Source organism: Methylobacterium sp. Leaf466 (assembly GCF_001425565.1).
Classification (GTDB): domain Bacteria; phylum Pseudomonadota; class Alphaproteobacteria; order Rhizobiales; family Beijerinckiaceae; genus Methylobacterium.
This window is the reverse complement of record NZ_LMRC01000020.1, coordinates 1-17,555: the sequence shown is the minus strand read 5'-3', so window position 1 is coordinate 17,555 and position 17,555 is coordinate 1. Positions and strand designations below refer to the sequence as shown.

Sequence of the window (17,555 nt, the reverse complement as noted above, 5' to 3'; positions counted from 1 at the left end):
CGGCGAGGACCGCGTTGTCGGCCATGCTTCCTCTCGACGACCATCGTTTCGCCGACCGTCTACGCTCCGGCATCGCCGGGATCGAGGCCGCGGACATCGCCCTCGGCGTGTCCCTGGCCCGTGCCAAGGATCACCTCGGCGTGCGGGCGCTGGCGAGCGCCAGCGAGGTCGGGAGCTGGCAATCGCTCCTCGCCCTGTCCGTGGGCACCCTGGCGTTCGGGCTCGCCTCGGGGGATCGGCGCCTGGCCGCGGCCGGCCGCCAGATGCTCGTGAGCGGCGTCTTGGCCAGCGTCGTCAAGACGAGCGTGAAGCGGGTCGTCCACCGCACCCGGCCCAACGTGCTGATGGACACGGGGCGCTACCAGAAGGGGTGGCTCGGCCCGAACGTCGGGCCCTGGCAGTCGTTTCCCTCGGGCCATTCCGCGCTGAGCGTCGCCGTGGCCAGGGCGGTGGGCCGTGCCTATCCGGAGGTCCGTACCCCGGTCTATGCGACCGCGGCCGGGATCGTGGCCGTCCAGATGCTCCGGGGCGCCCATTTCCCGTCCGACGTGGTGGTCGGCTCGCTCATCGGAATCGCCGCGGAGGCGACCGCCGACGCGATCTGCGGGAGCCCCCGGCCGGCCGATCCCAGGCGGTAACTGGACCGGGTTCGCCCAGCGACAGACCGTCCGTCCACGATCAGCTGCGCAGGCCCGGCGCCTCCTGGCCGGTACGGGCCACGTATTCGGTGTAGCCGCCGCCGTACTGGTGGATGCCCTCCGGGGTCACCTCGAGGACGCGATTGGAGAGGGCGGCCAGGAAGTGGCGGTCGTGGCTGACGAACAGCATGGTGCCCTCGAAGCCGGAGAGCGCCGCGATCAGCATCTCCTTCGTGCCCATGTCGAGGTGGTTGGTGGGCTCGTCGAGGACGAGAAAGTTCGGCGGATCGAACAGCATCTTGGCCATCACCAGCCGGGCTTTCTCGCCCCCCGACAGCACCCGGCATCGCTTCTCGACGTCGTCGCCGGAAAACCCGAAGCAGCCGGCGAGCGCCCGCAGCGACCCCTGCCCGGCCTGCGGGAACGACCGCTCCAGGTCCTGGAACACCGTCAGCTCGCCGCCGAGCAGGTCCATCGCATGCTGGGCGAAGTAGCCCAGCTTGACGCTGCCGCCCAGCGCCACCGCGCCGTCGTCGGGCTGCGTCGCGCCGGTGACCAGCTTCAGGAGCGTCGACTTGCCCGCACCGTTGATCCCCATCACGCACCAACGCTCCCGGCGCCGGATCGAGAAGTCGAGTCCCTCGTAGATCGTGCGGGCGCCGTAGCGCTTGTGGACGTTCCGGAGCATCGCGACGTCGTCGCCCGAGCGCGGCGCGGGCTGGAACTCGAACGCCACCGATTGCCGGCGCCGGGGCGGCTCGACCCGCTCGATCTTGTCGAGCTTCTTCACCCGGCTCTGGACCTGGGCGGCGTGGCTGGCGCGCGCCTTGAACCGCTCGATGAACTTGATCTCCTTGGCGAGCATCGCCTGCTGGCGCTCGAACTGCGCCTGCTGGTGGGTCTCGTTGAGCGCCCGCTGCTGCTCGTAGAAGGCATAGTCGCCCGAGAAGGACGTCAGCGTGCCGCCGTCGATCTCCACGATCTTCGTGACGATGCGGTTCATGAACTCGCGGTCGTGCGAGGTCATCAGGAGCGCGCCCTCGTAGCCCTTGAGGAAGGATTCGAGCCAGATCAGGCTCTCGAGGTCGAGGTGGTTGGAGGGCTCGTCGAGCAGCATCACGTCCGGGTTCATGAGGAGGATGCGGGCCAGCGCCGCGCGCATCTTCCAGCCGCCCGACAGCTTGCCGACGTCGCCGTCCATCATCTCCTGGCTGAAGCTCAGGCCCGCCAGCACCTCGTAGGCCCGGCCCTCCAGGGCGTAGCCGTCGAGCTCCTCGAAACGGGCCTGGACCTCGCCGTAGCGTTCGACCAGGGCATCCATCTCGTCGATCCGGTCGGGATCGGCGAGGCCCGCCTCCAACGCCTTCAGCTCCTTGGCGACGGCGCTCACCGGCCCGGCCCCGTCCATCACCGCCGAGACCACCGAACAGCCGGACATCTCCCCGACGTCCTGGCTGAAATAGCCGATGGTGATGCCCTTGTCGGTGGCGACCTGGCCCTCGTCGGGCTCCTCCTCGCCGGTGATCATCCGGAACAGCGTGGTCTTGCCGGCGCCGTTGGGGCCCACGAGCCCGACCTTCTCCCCCTTCTGGAGAGCGGCGGACGCCTCGATGAAGACGATTTGCCGGCCGTTCTGCTTGCCGATTTTCTCAAGACGGATCATGCGCGCGATGGACCCCGGGATTACCCAGCGCCCTTACGGCATGGATGACCGCAGTGGAAGGGACGCGCCCTGGCCGGCGCCGCTCTCCCTCGGTGCGTCAGGCGGCGATGCGCGGCTTGTCAGGCGGCGATGCGCGGCTTGTCAGGCGGCGATGCGCGGCTTGTCAGGCGGCGATGCGCGGCTTGGCCTTGACCGTGACCTGATCGGCGCCGGTCACGGTCGCAGGGCCGCCGCGGCGCGCCTGCAGGGTGCCGCCCTTGGGCACCACCAGCCAGCCGTCGCGGCAGCCGTCGATGGGTTCGGAGACGACGATGAGGCCGGTCTCGGTTTCCCGATAGTAGAGGCTCGGAGGCCGGCCGTCGCAGGCCCAGCGGTAGGCGGTGATCGTATCGCCGTCCGTCACCACCGCGGTGAAGCGCAGCGGCTCGTCGACGCCGGCCGCCTGCATCAGGTCGCGGACCGTGGAGAGCGTCTGGGCCATCGCCCCGACGGGGTCCTCGGCCAGCCCGTTGGCGAGTGCCAGCAGGAAGATCGCTTCGGAATCGGTGGTGCCGCGCCGCATGTCGTAGAGCGCGTCGGGGATCAGGGCCTCGATCCGTCGCTTGATCCGCGCATAGCCGCCGATCTGGCCGTTGTGCATGAAGAGGTGGGTGCCGTGCGCGAAGGGATGGCAGTTCGCCCGCGTCGTCGCCGTACCGGTCGAGGCACGGACGTGGGCGAAGAAAGTGCGGGCGCGAACCTGCTGGCACAGGTTGACGAGGTTCTCGTCCGACCACGCCGGGCAGACGTCGCGGTAGAGGCCCGGGTCGGCCCGCTCGCCGTACCAGCCGATGCCGAAGCCGTCGCCGTTGGTCTCGGTCTTGGCCTCGGCCGCATGGAGCGACTGGTGCACCAGGGAATGCGTCGGCGCGCAGACCAGATCCGTGAGGAAGACCGGTTCACCGCTGTAGGCGAGAAAGCGGCACATCGCTCGTTATGACCCCTCGCGTTCGTGGCGGTCCCGTCCGTCGAGCAGGACTTGAGATGAGGCGAAACCGAGATTTCGCAGGACCTTGCCTGCCGGCGGCATCGGTACGAAGCAGGACTTGCGCCGTTCGGAGGCCGCGCGGCCGTCATCGATCCGCAACAATCCCTTTTGCGTGGTGAACGGGTCGTTAATGCGGCGCCACGGGACTCTTCGCACCTTTCTTTCGCGGGCGGCTGTGGCGCGAAACGGCCTCGATGGACCGACTGCGGCCTCGCGCACTGCGCCGGCCGCATGGCCGGAGCCCGCCCCGGACCCTTGCGGCCGGACCCGTTGCAGCCCAGCATCGATCATCGAAAATGATTCGCGCCGCCCTCCGCGGTGGTCCCGTTTCCTCTTGACGACATCTCCTGACGAAAGCGCCAGCCTATGGACCGTACCCGCTCGGATTGCCCCGTCGCCCTCGTGGTGGAGGACGACGCCGCCCTTCGCCACCTCGCCACCGCAGTCCTGGAGGAGACCGACCTCGACGTGATCGCCTGCTCGTCCGCAGAGGCGGCCATCGCCGTCCTCGAGCGGGCCGACGTCAACGTCGCGCTGCTGTTCGCCGACATCCGCCTGAACGGGGCGATGGACGGTTTCGCCCTCGCCAACACCGTCGAGAGCCGCTGGCCGGACGTGCGGGTGGTCATGACCTCCGGTTACGACTCGAGCCGTGACGAACGCCTGTCCAATCAGGTCGTCTACCTGCAGAAGCCCTGGCGGGTGCTCGACGTGCTGGTGCAGGCCGAGCATGCCTCCCTGGCCGCCAAGGCCGCGTGATCGGCCGCCCGATCGGGTGCGGGGCCTTGCATCCGGGACCGTCAGGCCATTCATGAGCCTCGCGTTCGCTCATCGAGAGCGGCGCCAGCCATGAGCCGAGGGACGACGATCCGATGCGATTCACCGGGACCGACGCCTACGTCGCCACGACGGACCTGACCGTGGCGGTGAACGCCGCCATCGTCCTGGAGCGTCCACTTCTCGTAAAGGGGGAGCCCGGCACCGGAAAGACCGTCCTCGCCGAGGAAATCGCCAGGGGGCTCGGTGCGCCGCTCCTGACCTGGAACGTCAAATCGACCACCAAGGCCCAGCAGGGCCTCTACGAGTACGACGCCGTCTCCCGGCTACGGGACTCGCAGCTCGGGGACCCGCGGGTGTCGGACATCGGACACTACATCCGCCGCGGCAAGCTGTGGGAGGCGTTCACCGCTCCCGAACGCCCGGTGCTGCTCATCGACGAGATCGACAAGGCCGACATCGAGTTCCCGAACGATCTCCTCACCGAACTCGATCGGATGGAGTTCTTCGTCTACGAGACCGGCCAGATCGTGAAGGCCGAGCGACGCCCGATCGTCATCATCACCTCCAACAACGAGAAGGAACTGCCGGATGCCTTCCTGCGCCGGTGCTTCTTCCACTACATCGCCTTCCCGGACGCGCAGACGCTCCAGGCCATCGTCGACGTGCATTATCCCGGCATCAAGCCGCGGCTGGTGGCCGAGGCGCTCAAGGTCTTCCTCGCTGTCCGCGAGACGCCCGGCCTCAAGAAGAAGCCCTCGACCTCCGAACTGCTCGACTGGCTCAAGCTCCTCGTCTCCGAGGACATCGACCTCGAGACGGTGCGCGAGCGCGACCCGCGCAAGCTGATCCCGCCCCTGCACGGTGCGCTTCTGAAGAACGAGCAGGACGTGAGCCTGTTCGAGAAGCTGGCCTCCATGATGCGGCGGGAGGGACGGGGCGGTTGAGACATGCGTCGCTGGTCATAGCGATGGGAGGGGGTATGATGGCGATCGCCAAGACCTGCCGGACACGAGGAGACCGGTCGTGACGATGGACAACGAGCCGGTGACGGTCGCGTTCTCGGAGATGATCGCATCGCAGATTCGATCCGCCGTCGACGCCGGCGAGTACCGATCTCAGAGCGACGTGATTCAGGATGCCTTGAGGCTCTGGTCGGAGAACCGCGCCATGTCGACCGAATATGACAGCGGGAGCCTAAGGCAGGCCTGGGACGCAGGAAAATCCGGCGGCCTCTCGGGAGCCCTGGATTTCAGCGCATTGCGCCAGGAAGCACGCGGACGCCTGAAAGCCAGGACCATCGGCCCGGATTTGGCCAGCGACGACCCCCAGCATGCCGGCTAGGATCGTTTGGTCCAATCTCGCCAAGCAGGATCTCCTTGATCACTACGTGGCGATCGGTGCCGAAAACCCTGCGGCTGCCGAGCGTCTTTACGATCGGATCGAACAACGGGTCGGCCAACTCGCCGACCATCCGCGGATCGGCCCGCGACGGCCCGATATCCGGCCTTCGGCCCGCGTCCTCGTCGAACCACCCCTTCTGATCCTCTACGAGACCTACCCCGATCACGATGAGGGGGACATTTCTTCGGTCGAGATCGTCAGGATCGTCCATGGGCGGCGGGACCTCGCGGCTCTGTTGTGAGACGTTCGCTGTCGATCCGAACGCGGCGGACCACATACGCCCAATGGGCCTTCCGCCGACGCTGGCAGGCTGCAAGAGAGGTCCCATGAAAACCAGAAAACTCGGCCGCACCGGCCTCGACGTCTCACCGCTGTGCCTCGGCTGCATGACCTACGGCATCCCGGAGCGCGGTCCCCATGCCTGGACCCTGCGCGAGGACGAGAGTCGGCCGCTGATCCGCAAGGCGCTCGACCTCGGGATCAATTTCTTCGACACGGCCAACTACTACTCCGACGGCACCAGCGAGGAGATCGTGGGACGGGCCCTGAAGGACTTCGCCGATCGCGACGCGATCGTGCTGGCGACGAAATGCTTCTTTCCGCTGACGAGCCAGCCCAACGCCGGCGGGCTCTCGCGAAAGGCGATCTTCGCGGCCATCGACGCGAGCCTGAAACGCCTCGGGACCGACTACGTCGATCTCTACCAGATCCATCGCTGGGACTACGAGACGCCGATCGAGGTGACGCTGGAAGCCCTCGACGACGTGGTCAAGGCGGGCAAGGCCCTGCACATCGGTGCCTCCTCGATGTTCGCCTGGCAATTCGCCAAGTCGCTGTTCACGGCGGACATGAACGGCTGGACCCGGTTCGCGACCATGCAGGACCACTACAACCTGCTGCACCGGGAGGAGGAACGCGAGATGATGCCGCTCTGTGCCGACCAGGGAGTGGCGATCCTGCCCTGGAGCCCATTGGCGAGAGGCCGCCTCACGCGCGACTGGGACGAGACCAGCCCGCGCCAGGACACCGACGAGGTCGGGCGCAAGCTCTACGCCTCGGCCGAGGAGGCCGACCGCGCCGTCGTCGCCGAGGTCGCGCGGATCGCAGGCGAGCGGGGCGTGCCGCGGGCGCAGGTGGCGCTCGCCTGGGTGGCGGGCAAGCCGGGCGTCTGCGCCCCGATCATCGGGGCCTCGAAGCCTCACCACCTCGACGACGCGGTGGCCGCACTCTCCCTCGACCTCACGGACTCCGAGGTTGCGGCCCTCGAGTCCCGCTACGTGCCGCACCCGGTCGTGGGGTATCAGTAGTGGCACAGACCCGGATGCCTTCGCCGGACGCCGGGGCCCTTCGCCTCGTCCTCCTGCGCCATGCCAAGTCCGACCATCCCGCCGGCGTCGCCGACCTCGACCGGCCGCTCAACGACCGCGGGAAGCGGGCCGCCCCGCTGATCGGTGCCCATCTCGCCGAAGCCGGCTTGATACCTGATCGTGCCCTGCTGTCGCCCTCGCAGCGCACCCGTGAAACCTGGAAGGCCGTGGCCGACGCCCTGGGACGGCCGCCTTGCGAGATCGCAGACGGCATCTACGAGGCGCCCGCGGGCTCCCTCCTGCGGGTGATCCGGTCGGCACCGGACGAGGCCCGCACCCTCCTCGTGATCGGGCACAATCCCGGCCTTCAGGATCTTGGGACGCAGCTGGCGGGCGCAGGCGAGGCTGCGCTGTGCCAGCGGCTGGCGGCGGAGTTTCCGACGGCCGCCTACGCCGTCATCGCCTTCGACGCTGACGCATGGCGCGAGATCGGCACCGGCACCGGACGCCTCGTGAGCTTCGTCAGGCCCCGCGACCTGACCGAGGCGGCGGACGCGTGAACCGTTCGCGGGTCCATCCGTTTCCCGAGGGCCGTAACCCGACGGTCCACCGCCCGTGCTCCTGACCGCCCTCGTGATCGCCACCACCCTCCTGCCCCGGGTCGAGCCGGGGATCGAGGCATTGCGCCGCCGGGCCGGCGATGCCGCCGGCATGCTCGCACTGCCCGGACCGGCACCCGAACCCCCGAGCCGCTTCATGGCCGATGCGCGGGCGGTGTCGAACTGGCGGGCCGAGGCGGGCGGGGCTTTGCGCCCACTCTCCCTGGCGATGGTGGCCCGCCACGCGCCCAACCCGCCGGCCTTCGTCGCCCGCTGCGTCAAGCTCAACAACTACTGGTGCATCAAGAGCGCGCGCTGGAACGGCGAGATCGGGGCGGATGCCGAGGGCCATACCGGCTTCGCCGATGCCGCGTCGGGGGCGGATGCGGCCGCGCAGCTGCTGCGCCGTTACTATCGCGACCTCGGCCGTCAAAGCGCGCTCGCCATCGTGCGGCGCTGGGCGCCGGCGGAATGCCGCTCGCCGTCGGCCTCGCCTGGCCCGAGCGCGGCGGCGGGAGTTTCCCCCGACATCGCGCCGCTGGGCTTGCGCAAGACGGTGCGCGCGCGCTTCCTCGCCCGCAATGCCCCCGGCGGCGGACCCAAGCGCGCCTCCGGGGGGGCACCGGGACTGCGCGTCCAGCCCTGGTCGGCCCGCGCATTGATGGCACGGGCCGGCAGGGCCGCGCCGCCGCCGCGGATCCAGGTGGCGAGCCGCACGCCCGAGGCCGTCTCCGACGGCGCGCCGGCGCGCCCGACCCCCGGCCTGCTGGTGAGGCCGTCGGTGATCGTCGCAAGACCCTCGGTCCTGCTGGTGAGACCGTCCGAGATCCTCGTGAAGCCCTCGCCCGTGACGGGGCGCCCTGCCGCAGCCGTACAGTCCCGGCCTCGACCGGGGGCGCGTGCGGCCACTTCCCTGGCGGATCGGCTCGCCGCGGAATCGGCGGGGCTGCCCGCCATTGCCGCGGGCCTGCCCGGCATTCCGCTCCTCGACCTGCGCGTCCCCGCCCCCCTGTGCTCCAACGACGAGACCCGCATCCGCAACTATGCCGGCCGCATCGCGGCGAGCGTCGGGGTGAAGCCCGACGACGACCTGCGCCTGTTCGATGGCGACGGCCGGCCGATGCCGAATCTCGCGCCCGTCATGCTGGCGATGTCGGCGGTCGAACTCGGCACCCTCAAGGCCGGCCCTGACTTGGTGACAGCGGCGATCGCGCGGCTGTCGCAGCGCCTGGCCGATGCGACGCCGGCCGCCGGACCGTGACATCGGCGTTGGCGCGCCAGGGCCGGGCCTTGCGGTCGCCGACAGCGCGCGCCACCTCAGCCGCACCAGAGCGATCCCCTCCCCGCCGCCGATGAACCTCTCCGCATGACCAGCTTTACCGCGCGCGCCGGCTCCGCCGTCCGCGCCTTCGCCGAGGCGTCGAGCGACCTCCTGATCCAGCCGACCCTCCGGCTCGGGGTCACCGGCCTCGCGCGGTCGGGCAAGACCGTGTTCACGACGGCGCTGATCCATCACCTCGTCGAGGCGCATGCCCTTCCGGCCTTCGCCCCCTCGCAGGAGGGCCGCCTGCGCCGCGCCCGCCTCGTGCCCCAGCCCGACGACGACGTGCCCCGCTTTCCCTACGAGGATCACGTCGCGGCGCTCACCGGCGCCAGGGTCTGGCCCCGGTCCACCGATCGCATCAGCCAGTTCCGACTGGCCATCGAGTACGAGCGGGCCGGCGGCTGGCGCTCCGGGCCCGGCACCCTGATGCTCGACGTGGTCGATTATCCCGGCGAATGGCTGCTCGACCTCGCCCTGATCGACCAGAGCTATGCCGGCTGGTCGCGCGCCACCATCGCCGGCACGCGCCGCAGCGGCAGGGCGGGTGCCGCCGTGCCCTGGCTCGAGACCCTGACGTCGCTCGATCCCACCGCTCCCCTCGACGAGGTCGTGGCCGAGCGCGCCAGCACCGCTTTCAAGGCGTATCTCGGCGCGCTCCGTGCCGGGCCGGAGGCGGTGGCGACCACCCCGCCGGGCCGGTTCCTGATGCCGGGCGACCTGGCCGGCTCGCCGGCCCTGACCTTCGCGCCCCTCGACGGCCTCGTCGAGCCCTTGAGCCCCGGCAGCCTCGCGGGGCTGATGGAGCGTCGATTCGAGGCCTACAAGGCCAAGGTGGTCGAGCCGTTCTTCCGCAACCACTTCCAGAGGGTGGACCGCCAGATCGTCCTCGTCGACGTCCTGGCCGCGGTCGATGCCGGCCCCGCCGCCCTCGCCGAACTGGAAGAGGCGCTGGACGCCGTGCTCCTGAGCTTCCGCATCGGCCGCAACACCCTGATCTCGCGCCTGTTCGCGCCGCGTGCCGAACGCATCCTGTTCGCGGCCACCAAGGCCGACCACCTCCACCAGATTAGCCACGACCGCCTCGACGCGCTGCTGCGCCTCCTGGTCTCGCGCGCCATGCGCCGCACGGAAGCCGCCGGTGCCAGGGTTGGGACCGTCGCGCTGGCCTCCGTGCGGGCCACCCGCGAGACCACGATCCACGACGGGGACGAGGTTTTGCGGGCGGTCTCCGGCACGCCGGAGGCGGGAGAGATCGTCGGCGACGAGACCTTCGACGGTCTGAGCGAAGCCGCCGTCTTCCCCGGCGAGCTGCCGGCCCGGCCCGAAGACGTCCTCGACGGGGCGGTGCCGCCGGGCTCCCTGCGCTTTCCCCGCTTCCGCCCCCCCCTCGTCAAGCCCGATGCCCTGGGCCGCCCCGGCCATCTGCCGCAGATCCGCCTCGACCGGGCCATGCAGTTCCTGATCGGGGACAGGCTCGCATGAGCGCGTCCGTCGACCCGACGACCGGGGTGCAGGCGCATCGTATCCGGACGCCCGCTCGCAAAAAGGTTCGGCCATGACCTCGACCCAGCGCCCCCGCGCCTTCCGCATTCCGGCGGCCGACCAGACCGGCGCCATCGAGGGCGACGTCGCGCCGCCGAGCACGGTGCGGATGGTGGAAGAGCCGTTCGAGATCGTCGAGGCCGCGGACGGGACGCCCGTGCCGGTCGCGCCGAAATCCCGCGCGCCCTGGCTGTCGCTGCTGCTCGTCGCTCTCGGCGGCCTCGTGTCCCTGGGCATCGGGCTCTCGCTCGAGCGCATGATCTCCGACCTGTTCGCCGCCGCCCCCTGGCTCGGTTGGGTGGCGCTGGTCCTCCTCGGCCTCGCCGCCGTCGCGCTGGCCGCCATCGTCGTGCGCGAGTTGGCCGGCATCTGGCGCGAGCGCCGGATCGAGCTCCTGCGGGCTAGGGCCGTGGAGGCGATGGCCACCCGCGACCACACCGGGGCGCAGGCCGTCGTCCGGGATCTCGCCGCGCTCTATGCCGGCCGCGCGGCCCTGGCGGGTGGGACGAAGCGCCTCGACACCCTCGGCGATGCGATCCTCGACGTCGACGACCGTCTCGCCATCGCCGAGCACGAACTGCTCTCGCCCCTCGACCGTCAGGCCCGCAACGCCGTCGCGACGGCGGCCAAGCAAGTCTCCGCCGTCACGGCCCTCAGCCCACGCGCGATCGTCGACGTCGCCTTCGTGGTGTTCTCCGCGGTGAGACTCCTGCGGCGGATCGCGACCATCTACGGCGGTCGTCCCGGCTTCCTCGGCTTCCTGCGCCTCGCCCGCTCGGCCTTTGCCCATCTCACCGTGACCGGCGGCATGGCGGTGGGGGAGAGCATGCTGCAGCAGGCGCTGGGGCTCGGCATCGCCGCCCGCGTCTCGGCCAAGCTCGGCGAGGGCGTGCTCAATGGCCTGATGACGGCCCGCTTCGGCCTCGCCGCCATGGCGGTGTGCCGCCCGTTGCCATTCATCCGCGAGCCCGCCCCCCGGATCACCGACGTGGCGGGCGAACTTTTGAAGGGCTCCGGAGAGGAAAAGCCGGCCCCGTAAATTCCGACCTGCGCACCGGGTAACCCGGTTCAGTCGAAGAGCACGCGCAATTCGTTCGATGGCGTCGACAGGCGGATGTCGGTCATCCTCTCGCACCGCATCGGCCCTCGTCGCGCCGTGCCGCCACATCGCCCCCGGACATGCGTTGCCGGATCTGCATTGCCGGACGTGCAGCGATGGTGCCGGGCGCTTTGCGAGAGCGGATCATCGTTTCATCGCCCTCGGTGCCGCCCACGCGGTGAGGCGACGTGCGCATCGATCGCTACGCAAGCCCACCGCTCCAGTCTCGCGTGTGAGGCCTGCGTATTGGCGTAGGGATCACGCAGAGTTCATCGGCCATTCGACGTCGGTCGGCGGCGGGGGAATGCGACTGTGCTCCCGATTCTTCGCGGTTGCAGCACATCGACTGTCCACTGTCTGCGCCCAAACCATTCCGCCGCTAAGCCGATGTTAAGCGTTCGCGTGCACCTTCGGACAGGAAACGCACAAGGACTTCACGTCGATGATCGGGCTCGCCTTCGGACGCACGCGCAAGGATTCTTCGGCCATCGTCGCGAACGCGCAATCCGTATCGCAGGACGAGGCCGCTCGTCTGACGAAGGCCGTCGAGACCCTGATGGCGACACAGGACCTCACCACCCTCGATCTGCCCGAGGGCCCGCTGCGCGCCTCGCTCACCACCTTCATGGGCAAGCGCGATCAGGAGCGCCGCCGCAACCTCGGCAACATGGCCGCCATCGCCAAGGAAGCCTCCGAGGCCACCATCAACATCGGCTGGATGACCTACGACGTCGGCGAGGTGGCCCGCGCCACCCAGACCATCGCCGGCGCCACCGAGGAGATGGCCGCCTCGATCGCCGAAGTCTCACAGACCTCCGACACGGTGGTCACCGTGGCCCAGGACGCGCTGACCGCCATGCAGGCCTGCGTCGGTGACGGCGAGCAGGCGCGCAACGCCATGCAGGAGATCGAATCGCGCACCTCCCTCATCTCGGACCGCGTCGTGGTCCTCGAGCGGGCGATCTCGCAGATCGAGGTGATGGCCACCGCCATCGCCTCCATCTCCAACCAGACCAATCTCCTCGCCCTCAACGCGACCATCGAGGCGGCCCGCGCCGGCGAGGCCGGCCGCGGCTTCTCCGTGGTCGCCGCCGAGGTGAAGTCGCTCTCCGCCCAGACCGCGCGCTCCACCGGCGAGATCCGGGCGCTCCTCAGCACGCTCACCGCAGAGATGTCATCGATCTCGGTGGCGGTCGGGGAGAGCCGTGCGGCGGTCACCACCGGTCGCACGATCGTCGAGCAGCTCGAATCCCGCGTCGCTCAGACCAACGACCGCATCTCGCAGGCGAGCAACCTCAACCAGGCCATCTCGCAGATGCTCGGGCAGCAGCGTTCGGCCACCGCCGAGATCTCCACCAGCGTCCAGGGCATCGCCGCCAAGGCCTCCAAGACGCACGAGGAGATCGAGAAGATCACGGTCCGGCTGAAGCAGGCCGAGGACCTCGGGCAGACCTCCCTCGACACCGCCGGGGCCAACATCCCGAATTTCGTCCTCGTCCGGATGCCGGCCGATATCGGGGTCTGGAAGCGCAAGCTCGCCACCATCCTGGTCGGCCTTGCTCCGCCGGAGGCCAGTGCCGCCACGATCTCCGGCCGGCCCGGGCCGACCATCGCCGAGACCCTCGCCCGCTCCGACTACGCGAACCACCCGGCGATGGCCCGCTTCGCCAGGGCCGAAAGGACCGCGCTCGACGAGGCGGCGAGGATGATCGCGGCCATCGTTGCCAGCGATTGGGGCACCGGTACACCGGCCTACACCGCGGCCACGGATGCGATGGGCGTCATGATCGAGGCCGCCGCGACGATGGCGGGACTTCCCTCCGCCGCGAACTGATCGCGGATGCGATCCCCGACGGAGCCCCCGGCGGCGTAGAACCGCCGGGGGCTCCGTCGAAACCCTCCCGGCCGGGCCTTGTGCGACGGGCGTTCTCGCGTAGGTCTCATCACGACCCACCGCCGGATCGCATGCCGTGACCTCCACGCCCCCCGTCGTCATACCCGAGCGTTTCAACGCGGCGCGCCATTGCCTCGAACGGCAGGCCGGCCGCTTCCCCGACAAGCCCGCCCTGGTGATGGTCGGGGAGAGCGGGCCGACGCTGCGCCTCACCTACGGCGAGATCGACCGGGCCGTGCGCGGCATCGCCGCCGGCCTCCTCGGCCTCGGCCTCGCGCCGGGCGCGCGGGTCATGATCCGGATGGGCAACGACGCCGACTACGTCCTCGTGTATTTCGGGGCGCTGGCCGCGGGGCTGGTCGCCCTGCCTTCGTCCCCGCAGCTGACGCCGGCGGAGGCCGCCTTCCTGGTGGCGGATTCGGGTGCGGCGGTGGTGGCGGCGAGCCCCGCCTGCGCGCTCACACCGGCCGACCTCGACGGCCGGATCGCGATCGGCCCGGACGAGATCGCCGCCATGGCGGAGGGACCGCCGCTGCAGACCTATGCCGACACGGCCGCGGACGATCCGGCCACCCTGGTCTACACCTCCGGCACCACCAGCCGGCCCAAGGGCGTGCTGCACGCCCACCGCGCCGTGCTCGGGCGGCGGCCGATGCACGAGCATTGGCAGGGCCTGGGCGAAGCGGACGTGATGCTGCACGCCGGCACCATGAACTGGACCTACACGCTCGGCGTCGGCATCACCGATCCGTGGGCTTGCGGCGCCACCGCCGTGCTCTACGACGGGCCGCGCGATCCGGCGCGCTGGCCGGGCCTGATCGCCGCTCACGGCGCCACGCTGTTTGCCGCCGTGCCGAGCCTGTACCGACAGATCCTGAAATACGCCGACCTCGGCGCCCACGGTCTCAGCCGCCTGCGACACGGCCTCACGGCCGGCGAGGCCCTGCCGCCGGAGCTGCTGGCGGCCTGGGAGCGGGCCACCGGCAAGCCGCTCTACGAGGCGCTGGGGATGAGCGAGATCTCCACCTACGTCTCGAGCGGCCCTACGACGCCGGTCCGGCCCGGTTCGCCCGGGCGGCCACAACCGGGCCGGAGGATCGCGATCCTGTCCGAGGACGGCCGAGACCGGCCCCTGCCCCCTGGGGAAGAGGGCCTGCTCGCGGTGCATCGCTCCGAACCCGGCCTCATGCTCGGCTACTGGAACCGGCCGGAGGAGGAGGCCGCCGTGCTGCGAGGGGAGTGGTTCGTCGGCGGCGATCGGGCGAGCATCGACGCGGACGGCTACGTCCGGTTTCATGGGCGCGCAGACGACCTGATGAACGCCCTCGGCTACCGGGTCTCGCCCAACGAGGTCGAGGGCGTGCTGGCCTCCCACCCCGACGTGGCGGAAGTCGGCGTCGCCGAGTGGCGGCCGCGGCCGGACCTCAGCGTCGTCGCCGGCTTCGTGGTGCTCAAGGCCGATGCCACCGCCGACGAAGCCGGGCTCATGGCGTGGTGCTCCGAGCGGCTCGCCGCCTACAAATGCCCGCGGGCGATCCATTTCCTCGACGCCCTGCCGCGCACCGCCAACGGCAAGGTCCAGCGTAAGCGCCTCGCCGAGACCCTGGACCGGTCCGCAACGGCGTCGCCGTGACGGGCAGGCCCCTCGGCTTGTCCGTGGACCCGCCGCCCGATAGAGCGGGCGCGGGTCCGGCACCGATACCCGTCCGGCCGGTCATTCACGCGAACCCGGCCTCATGACCGTCCTGCCCCTCTCGATCTTCATCATCGCCCGCAACGAGGCCGACCGCCTCGGCGCCACCATCGCGGCGGTAAGCGATCTCACCGACGATCTCGTCGTGGTGGATTCCGGGTCGACGGACGGGACCCAGGCCCTGGCCGCGTCCCTGGGCGCCCGCGTCATCCACAACGACTGGCCGGGCTACGGGCCCCAGAAGCGGTTCGCCGAAGAGCAGTGCCGCCACGTCTGGCTCCTGAACCTCGATGCCGACGAGGTGGTGCCGCCGGATCTGGCGCATAGCATCCGTGCGGTGTTCTCGACCGGCGAGCCGGCGCTGGCCGCCTATCGCCTCGCCATCGCCGAGATCTTTCCCGGAGAAGCGCGCCCGCACCCCTGGGCCTATCGCCTGACACCGGTGCGCCTCTACCGCCGGGATCGCGGACGCTACTCGCCCTCTCCCGTCCACGACCGCGTCGACCTGCAGGCGGGGGTCGAGGCGGGACGCCTGCCCGGGGTGGTCCATCATTTCTCGGTGCGCTCGCTGGGCGACCAGCTCGACAAGCTCAACCGCTATTCCGACCAGCAGGCCGACGACCTCGACGCCCGCGGCGTCACCATCCCGACCTGGCGCCTGTTCTTGGAGCTGCCCGGCAATTTCCTGAAAGCCTACATCGGCCGCCGCCATGCCGTGCGCGGCGCCTACGGCTTCCTCACGGCCATGAACTACGCCATCTCGCGCCACCTGCGCGTGGCCAAGCACTACGAACGGCGCCTCCTGCAGCGCCACAGGGATCCATCCGCCCGCCCGCATGCAAACCGGGTTGACCCACCCGACACGAAATTCTAGAGCGGTGGCCTGCGGAGACGTGGCCGAGCGGCTGAAGGCACTCGTTTGCTAAATGAGCATGCCCCGAAAGGGGTATCGAGGGTTCGAATCCCTCCGTCTCCGCCAGCCATTTTGCTTAAGTTTATGATTTCGCTTCGGTTTTAGGTTGGGGCTAAAGCGGCAGCCAACATTTTATCCCACATTCGATGTCGGCTTGTAGCCCATGTTGTCGGACATCATCGGACAGTCGCCCCCCGCAGCTATCCGTTGGGCCGACCACCGACCCCTTCAAGATACGCCGCTAGACCAACCGTTCGCTCGCGGTCCGGCCTACTCGAACGTGGCGGTGATCTTCGGCCTCGCCGACGCCCACGGGATTGTAGGGACCGACTTGCCACATCAGCATGGCCTTTGCCCGCGATGGCACGGTTGGGTTACCGCTCGCATAAGCTCGGTCTCTCGGATCTCGGAATCGCGCGTGCGTGGCGGCCCGATGAATCGCCTCGGCACAGGAAGGGGCTTCGCGAATGCCGATCAGCAGGAAGGATCTGGCGGACGCGGGCTCGCCTGAGGCGCTCGTTAAACGGATCCTCCAAGCCGAGCCGAACATCCCGGTGCCCGTGCCGATCCAGGAGCTGTGCGTGCGCCTCAGCATCCTGAGGATCGAGGACCTCGACACCGACGGGTTCGAGGGCGGCCTCGTCACCGACGCGAAGCGGTCCGAAGGAACCGTCCTCGCCAAGCGCGGGGGCGAACCCCGTCGCCGCTTCACTATCGCGCACGAACTCGGCCACTTCCTGATGGCGCACCACGTCCCGGATTGTAATTACCCAGGCCCTTGCGCGGGTCGGGTTTCGCTGATTCCTTCGTGGGATGGGGCGCAGCGATCTTGAGCGGTTGAGCCGCGAGGAACTGATCGAGCTGGTGCTGCGTCTGCAGCGTCCAGACAAGACCTCGCGCACGTCCTCGAAGCCGCCCGCGACCGACCGCAAGGAGCGGCGCGAGCAATCCAAACCTGGCGGGGCCAAGCCCGGCCACGAGGGCCATAGCCGTGTGATGAGCGACGATCCCGACGCGGTCGTTGATCATCGGCCCGACCGCTGCGCCTGCTGCGGCGGCGCCCTGCACGGGGACCTTCCCGCCGAGGTCGTCAGCGTCTCCGAACGGATCGAGCTGCCGGAAGTCGCACCGGTCGTCACCCAGCATCAACAGCTGGCGGTGCAGTGCCCGACCTGCGGGGCGCGCGTGATCGCACCTGTTCCGGAGGCGGCGCGCGGCACGCCCTTCGGCCCGCGGCTGCATGCGGTTGCTACCTATCTTATACCAAGCCTCGCTGAGCAGGACTCACGCGGGGTAGCGTCGGCATCTCGGTCGTGATTCCTTCCTTGGGTTTGGAGCCTGAGGAGGATGCGCTGGCNTTATACCAAGCCTCGCTGAGCAGGACTCACGCGGGGTAGCGTCGGCATCTCGGTCGTGATTCCTTCCTTGGGTTTGGAGCCTGAGGAGGATGCGCTGGCTGCTCCGGTGCCGCTGCGATCGGACTTCGATGCCGAGGCCTTGCGCGGTCTGGCCAAGGGTTCGCGTGATCCGGCGCAGACCCGCCGCCTGTTGGCGCTGTCGGTGATCGCCGCGGGTGTTCTGCGCTCGGAGGCGGCCGAGATCGGCGGGGTCGGGCTGCAGACGGTGCGCGACTGGGTCGTGGCCTTCAACGCCGATGGACCGGACGGGCTGATCG

The 17,555-nt window shown here is 69.8% G+C and carries 17 protein-coding genes, 1 tRNA gene and 1 pseudogene; 17 read left to right on the top strand and 2 right to left on the bottom strand.

Features of this window, described 5'->3' with window-relative positions:
- Positions 1-23: 23 nt before the first annotated feature.
- Positions 24-638, top strand: coding sequence for a phosphatase PAP2 family protein (locus ASG59_RS09460; RefSeq protein WP_056408539.1), 615 nt, complete (start codon positions 24-26; stop codon positions 636-638).
- Positions 639-678: 40 nt separating this feature from the next.
- On the opposite strand, the gene abc-f is transcribed toward ASG59_RS09460, so the two are convergent.
- Together abc-f and ASG59_RS09450 are read right to left on the bottom strand one after the other, a co-directional pair.
- Entirely contained in the window at positions 679-2,301 is a 1,623-nt protein-coding gene (gene abc-f / locus ASG59_RS09455) for a ribosomal protection-like ABC-F family protein (protein ID WP_056408536.1), read from the bottom strand.
- 163 nt (positions 2,302-2,464) lie between these two features.
- Complete coding sequence (locus tag ASG59_RS09450; protein WP_055883133.1) at positions 2,465-3,268, bottom strand: class II glutamine amidotransferase; 804 nt, start codon at positions 3,266-3,268, stop codon at positions 2,465-2,467.
- Between the two features lie 426 nt (positions 3,269-3,694).
- Here ASG59_RS09450 and ASG59_RS09445 point away from each other — a divergent pair, with 426 nt between their 5' ends.
- The 16 genes and pseudogenes from ASG59_RS09445 to ASG59_RS09370 form a co-directional block, all read left to right on the top strand.
- Positions 3,695-4,087, top strand: a complete 393-nt coding sequence (locus tag ASG59_RS09445; protein ID WP_055883131.1) for a response regulator — start codon at positions 3,695-3,697, stop codon at positions 4,085-4,087.
- 113 nt (positions 4,088-4,200) lie between these two features.
- Positions 4,201-5,052, top strand: a complete 852-nt coding sequence (locus tag ASG59_RS09440) for a MoxR family ATPase (protein ID WP_056408534.1) — start codon at positions 4,201-4,203, stop codon at positions 5,050-5,052.
- Positions 5,053-5,137: 85 nt separating this feature from the next.
- A complete protein-coding gene (locus tag ASG59_RS09435; protein ID WP_056408530.1) occupies positions 5,138-5,449 on the top strand; it encodes a type II toxin-antitoxin system ParD family antitoxin in 312 nt (103 codons plus the stop codon).
- Positions 5,439-5,750, top strand: a complete 312-nt coding sequence (locus tag ASG59_RS09430; RefSeq protein ID WP_055883123.1) for a type II toxin-antitoxin system RelE/ParE family toxin — start codon at positions 5,439-5,441, stop codon at positions 5,748-5,750. Before ASG59_RS09435 ends, ASG59_RS09430 begins: the two co-directional genes overlap by 11 nt.
- An 85-nt stretch (positions 5,751-5,835) precedes the next feature.
- Positions 5,836-6,816, top strand: a complete 981-nt coding sequence (locus ASG59_RS09425) for an aldo/keto reductase (protein ID WP_056408527.1) — start codon at positions 5,836-5,838, stop codon at positions 6,814-6,816.
- A gap of 14 nt (positions 6,817-6,830) precedes the next feature.
- On the top strand, positions 6,831-7,376 hold the full coding sequence (locus ASG59_RS09420) for a histidine phosphatase family protein (protein WP_056408524.1): 546 nt from the start codon (positions 6,831-6,833) through the stop codon (positions 7,374-7,376).
- A 55-nt stretch (positions 7,377-7,431) separates the two neighbouring features.
- Complete coding sequence (locus tag ASG59_RS09415) at positions 7,432-8,676, top strand: hypothetical protein (protein WP_056408522.1); 1,245 nt, start codon at positions 7,432-7,434, stop codon at positions 8,674-8,676.
- A 105-nt stretch (positions 8,677-8,781) separates the two neighbouring features.
- Positions 8,782-10,221, top strand: coding sequence for a YcjX family protein (locus ASG59_RS09410; RefSeq protein ID WP_056408519.1), 1,440 nt, complete (start codon positions 8,782-8,784; stop codon positions 10,219-10,221).
- Between the two features lie 73 nt (positions 10,222-10,294).
- Positions 10,295-11,320 carry a TIGR01620 family protein gene (locus ASG59_RS09405; RefSeq protein WP_056408515.1) on the top strand — a complete coding sequence of 342 codons (1,026 nt, stop codon included), beginning with the start codon at positions 10,295-10,297 and terminating at the stop codon, positions 11,318-11,320.
- A gap of 502 nt (positions 11,321-11,822) precedes the next feature.
- Complete coding sequence (locus ASG59_RS09400) at positions 11,823-13,214, top strand: methyl-accepting chemotaxis protein (protein ID WP_055883112.1); 1,392 nt, start codon at positions 11,823-11,825, stop codon at positions 13,212-13,214.
- A gap of 136 nt (positions 13,215-13,350) precedes the next feature.
- Positions 13,351-14,907 (top strand): AMP-binding protein, encoded by a 1,557-nt coding sequence (locus ASG59_RS09395; protein ID WP_056408512.1) that lies wholly within the window; start codon positions 13,351-13,353, stop codon positions 14,905-14,907.
- A gap of 103 nt (positions 14,908-15,010) precedes the next feature.
- Positions 15,011-15,841, top strand: a complete 831-nt coding sequence (locus ASG59_RS09390; protein ID WP_056408509.1) for a glycosyltransferase family 2 protein — start codon at positions 15,011-15,013, stop codon at positions 15,839-15,841.
- A gap of 13 nt (positions 15,842-15,854) precedes the next feature.
- A tRNA-Ser gene (locus tag ASG59_RS09385) sits at positions 15,855-15,946 on the top strand.
- A gap of 401 nt (positions 15,947-16,347) precedes the next feature.
- Positions 16,348-16,713 (top strand): ImmA/IrrE family metallo-endopeptidase, encoded by a 366-nt coding sequence (locus ASG59_RS09380; RefSeq protein WP_056408506.1) that lies wholly within the window; start codon positions 16,348-16,350, stop codon positions 16,711-16,713.
- Positions 16,694-17,140 (top strand): annotated as a pseudogene (locus ASG59_RS09375) (IS66 family transposase zinc-finger binding domain-containing protein); the annotation flags it as partial. The gene ASG59_RS09380 and the pseudogene ASG59_RS09375, both read left to right, overlap by 20 nt.
- A gap of 153 nt (positions 17,141-17,293) precedes the next feature.
- Positions 17,294-17,555, top strand: a 262-nt coding sequence (locus ASG59_RS09370; RefSeq protein WP_156399196.1) for a helix-turn-helix domain-containing protein, incomplete at its 3' end; no start/stop codon positions are given.

Coding starts and splice junctions, on each gene's coding strand:
- ASG59_RS09420 (WP_056408524.1), top strand. CDS start 6,831: ATGCCTTCGCCGGACGCCGGGGCCCTTCGCCTCGTCCTCCTGCGCCAT.
- abc-f (WP_056408536.1), bottom strand. CDS start 2,301: ATGATCCGTCTTGAGAAAATCGGCAAGCAGAACGGCCGGCAAATCGTC.
- ASG59_RS09400 (WP_055883112.1), top strand. CDS start 11,823: ATGATCGGGCTCGCCTTCGGACGCACGCGCAAGGATTCTTCGGCCATC.
- ASG59_RS09450 (WP_055883133.1), bottom strand. CDS start 3,268: ATGTGCCGCTTTCTCGCCTACAGCGGTGAACCGGTCTTCCTCACGGAT.
- ASG59_RS09430 (WP_055883123.1), top strand. CDS start 5,439: ATGCCGGCTAGGATCGTTTGGTCCAATCTCGCCAAGCAGGATCTCCTT.
- ASG59_RS09380 (WP_056408506.1), top strand. CDS start 16,348: ATGCCGATCAGCAGGAAGGATCTGGCGGACGCGGGCTCGCCTGAGGCG.
- ASG59_RS09440 (WP_056408534.1), top strand. CDS start 4,201: ATGCGATTCACCGGGACCGACGCCTACGTCGCCACGACGGACCTGACC.
- ASG59_RS09405 (WP_056408515.1), top strand. CDS start 10,295: ATGACCTCGACCCAGCGCCCCCGCGCCTTCCGCATTCCGGCGGCCGAC.
- ASG59_RS09435 (WP_056408530.1), top strand. CDS start 5,138: ATGGACAACGAGCCGGTGACGGTCGCGTTCTCGGAGATGATCGCATCG.
- ASG59_RS09445 (WP_055883131.1), top strand. CDS start 3,695: ATGGACCGTACCCGCTCGGATTGCCCCGTCGCCCTCGTGGTGGAGGAC.
- ASG59_RS09460 (WP_056408539.1), top strand. CDS start 24: ATGCTTCCTCTCGACGACCATCGTTTCGCCGACCGTCTACGCTCCGGC.
- ASG59_RS09390 (WP_056408509.1), top strand. CDS start 15,011: ATGACCGTCCTGCCCCTCTCGATCTTCATCATCGCCCGCAACGAGGCC.
- ASG59_RS09425 (WP_056408527.1), top strand. CDS start 5,836: ATGAAAACCAGAAAACTCGGCCGCACCGGCCTCGACGTCTCACCGCTG.
- ASG59_RS09410 (WP_056408519.1), top strand. CDS start 8,782: ATGACCAGCTTTACCGCGCGCGCCGGCTCCGCCGTCCGCGCCTTCGCC.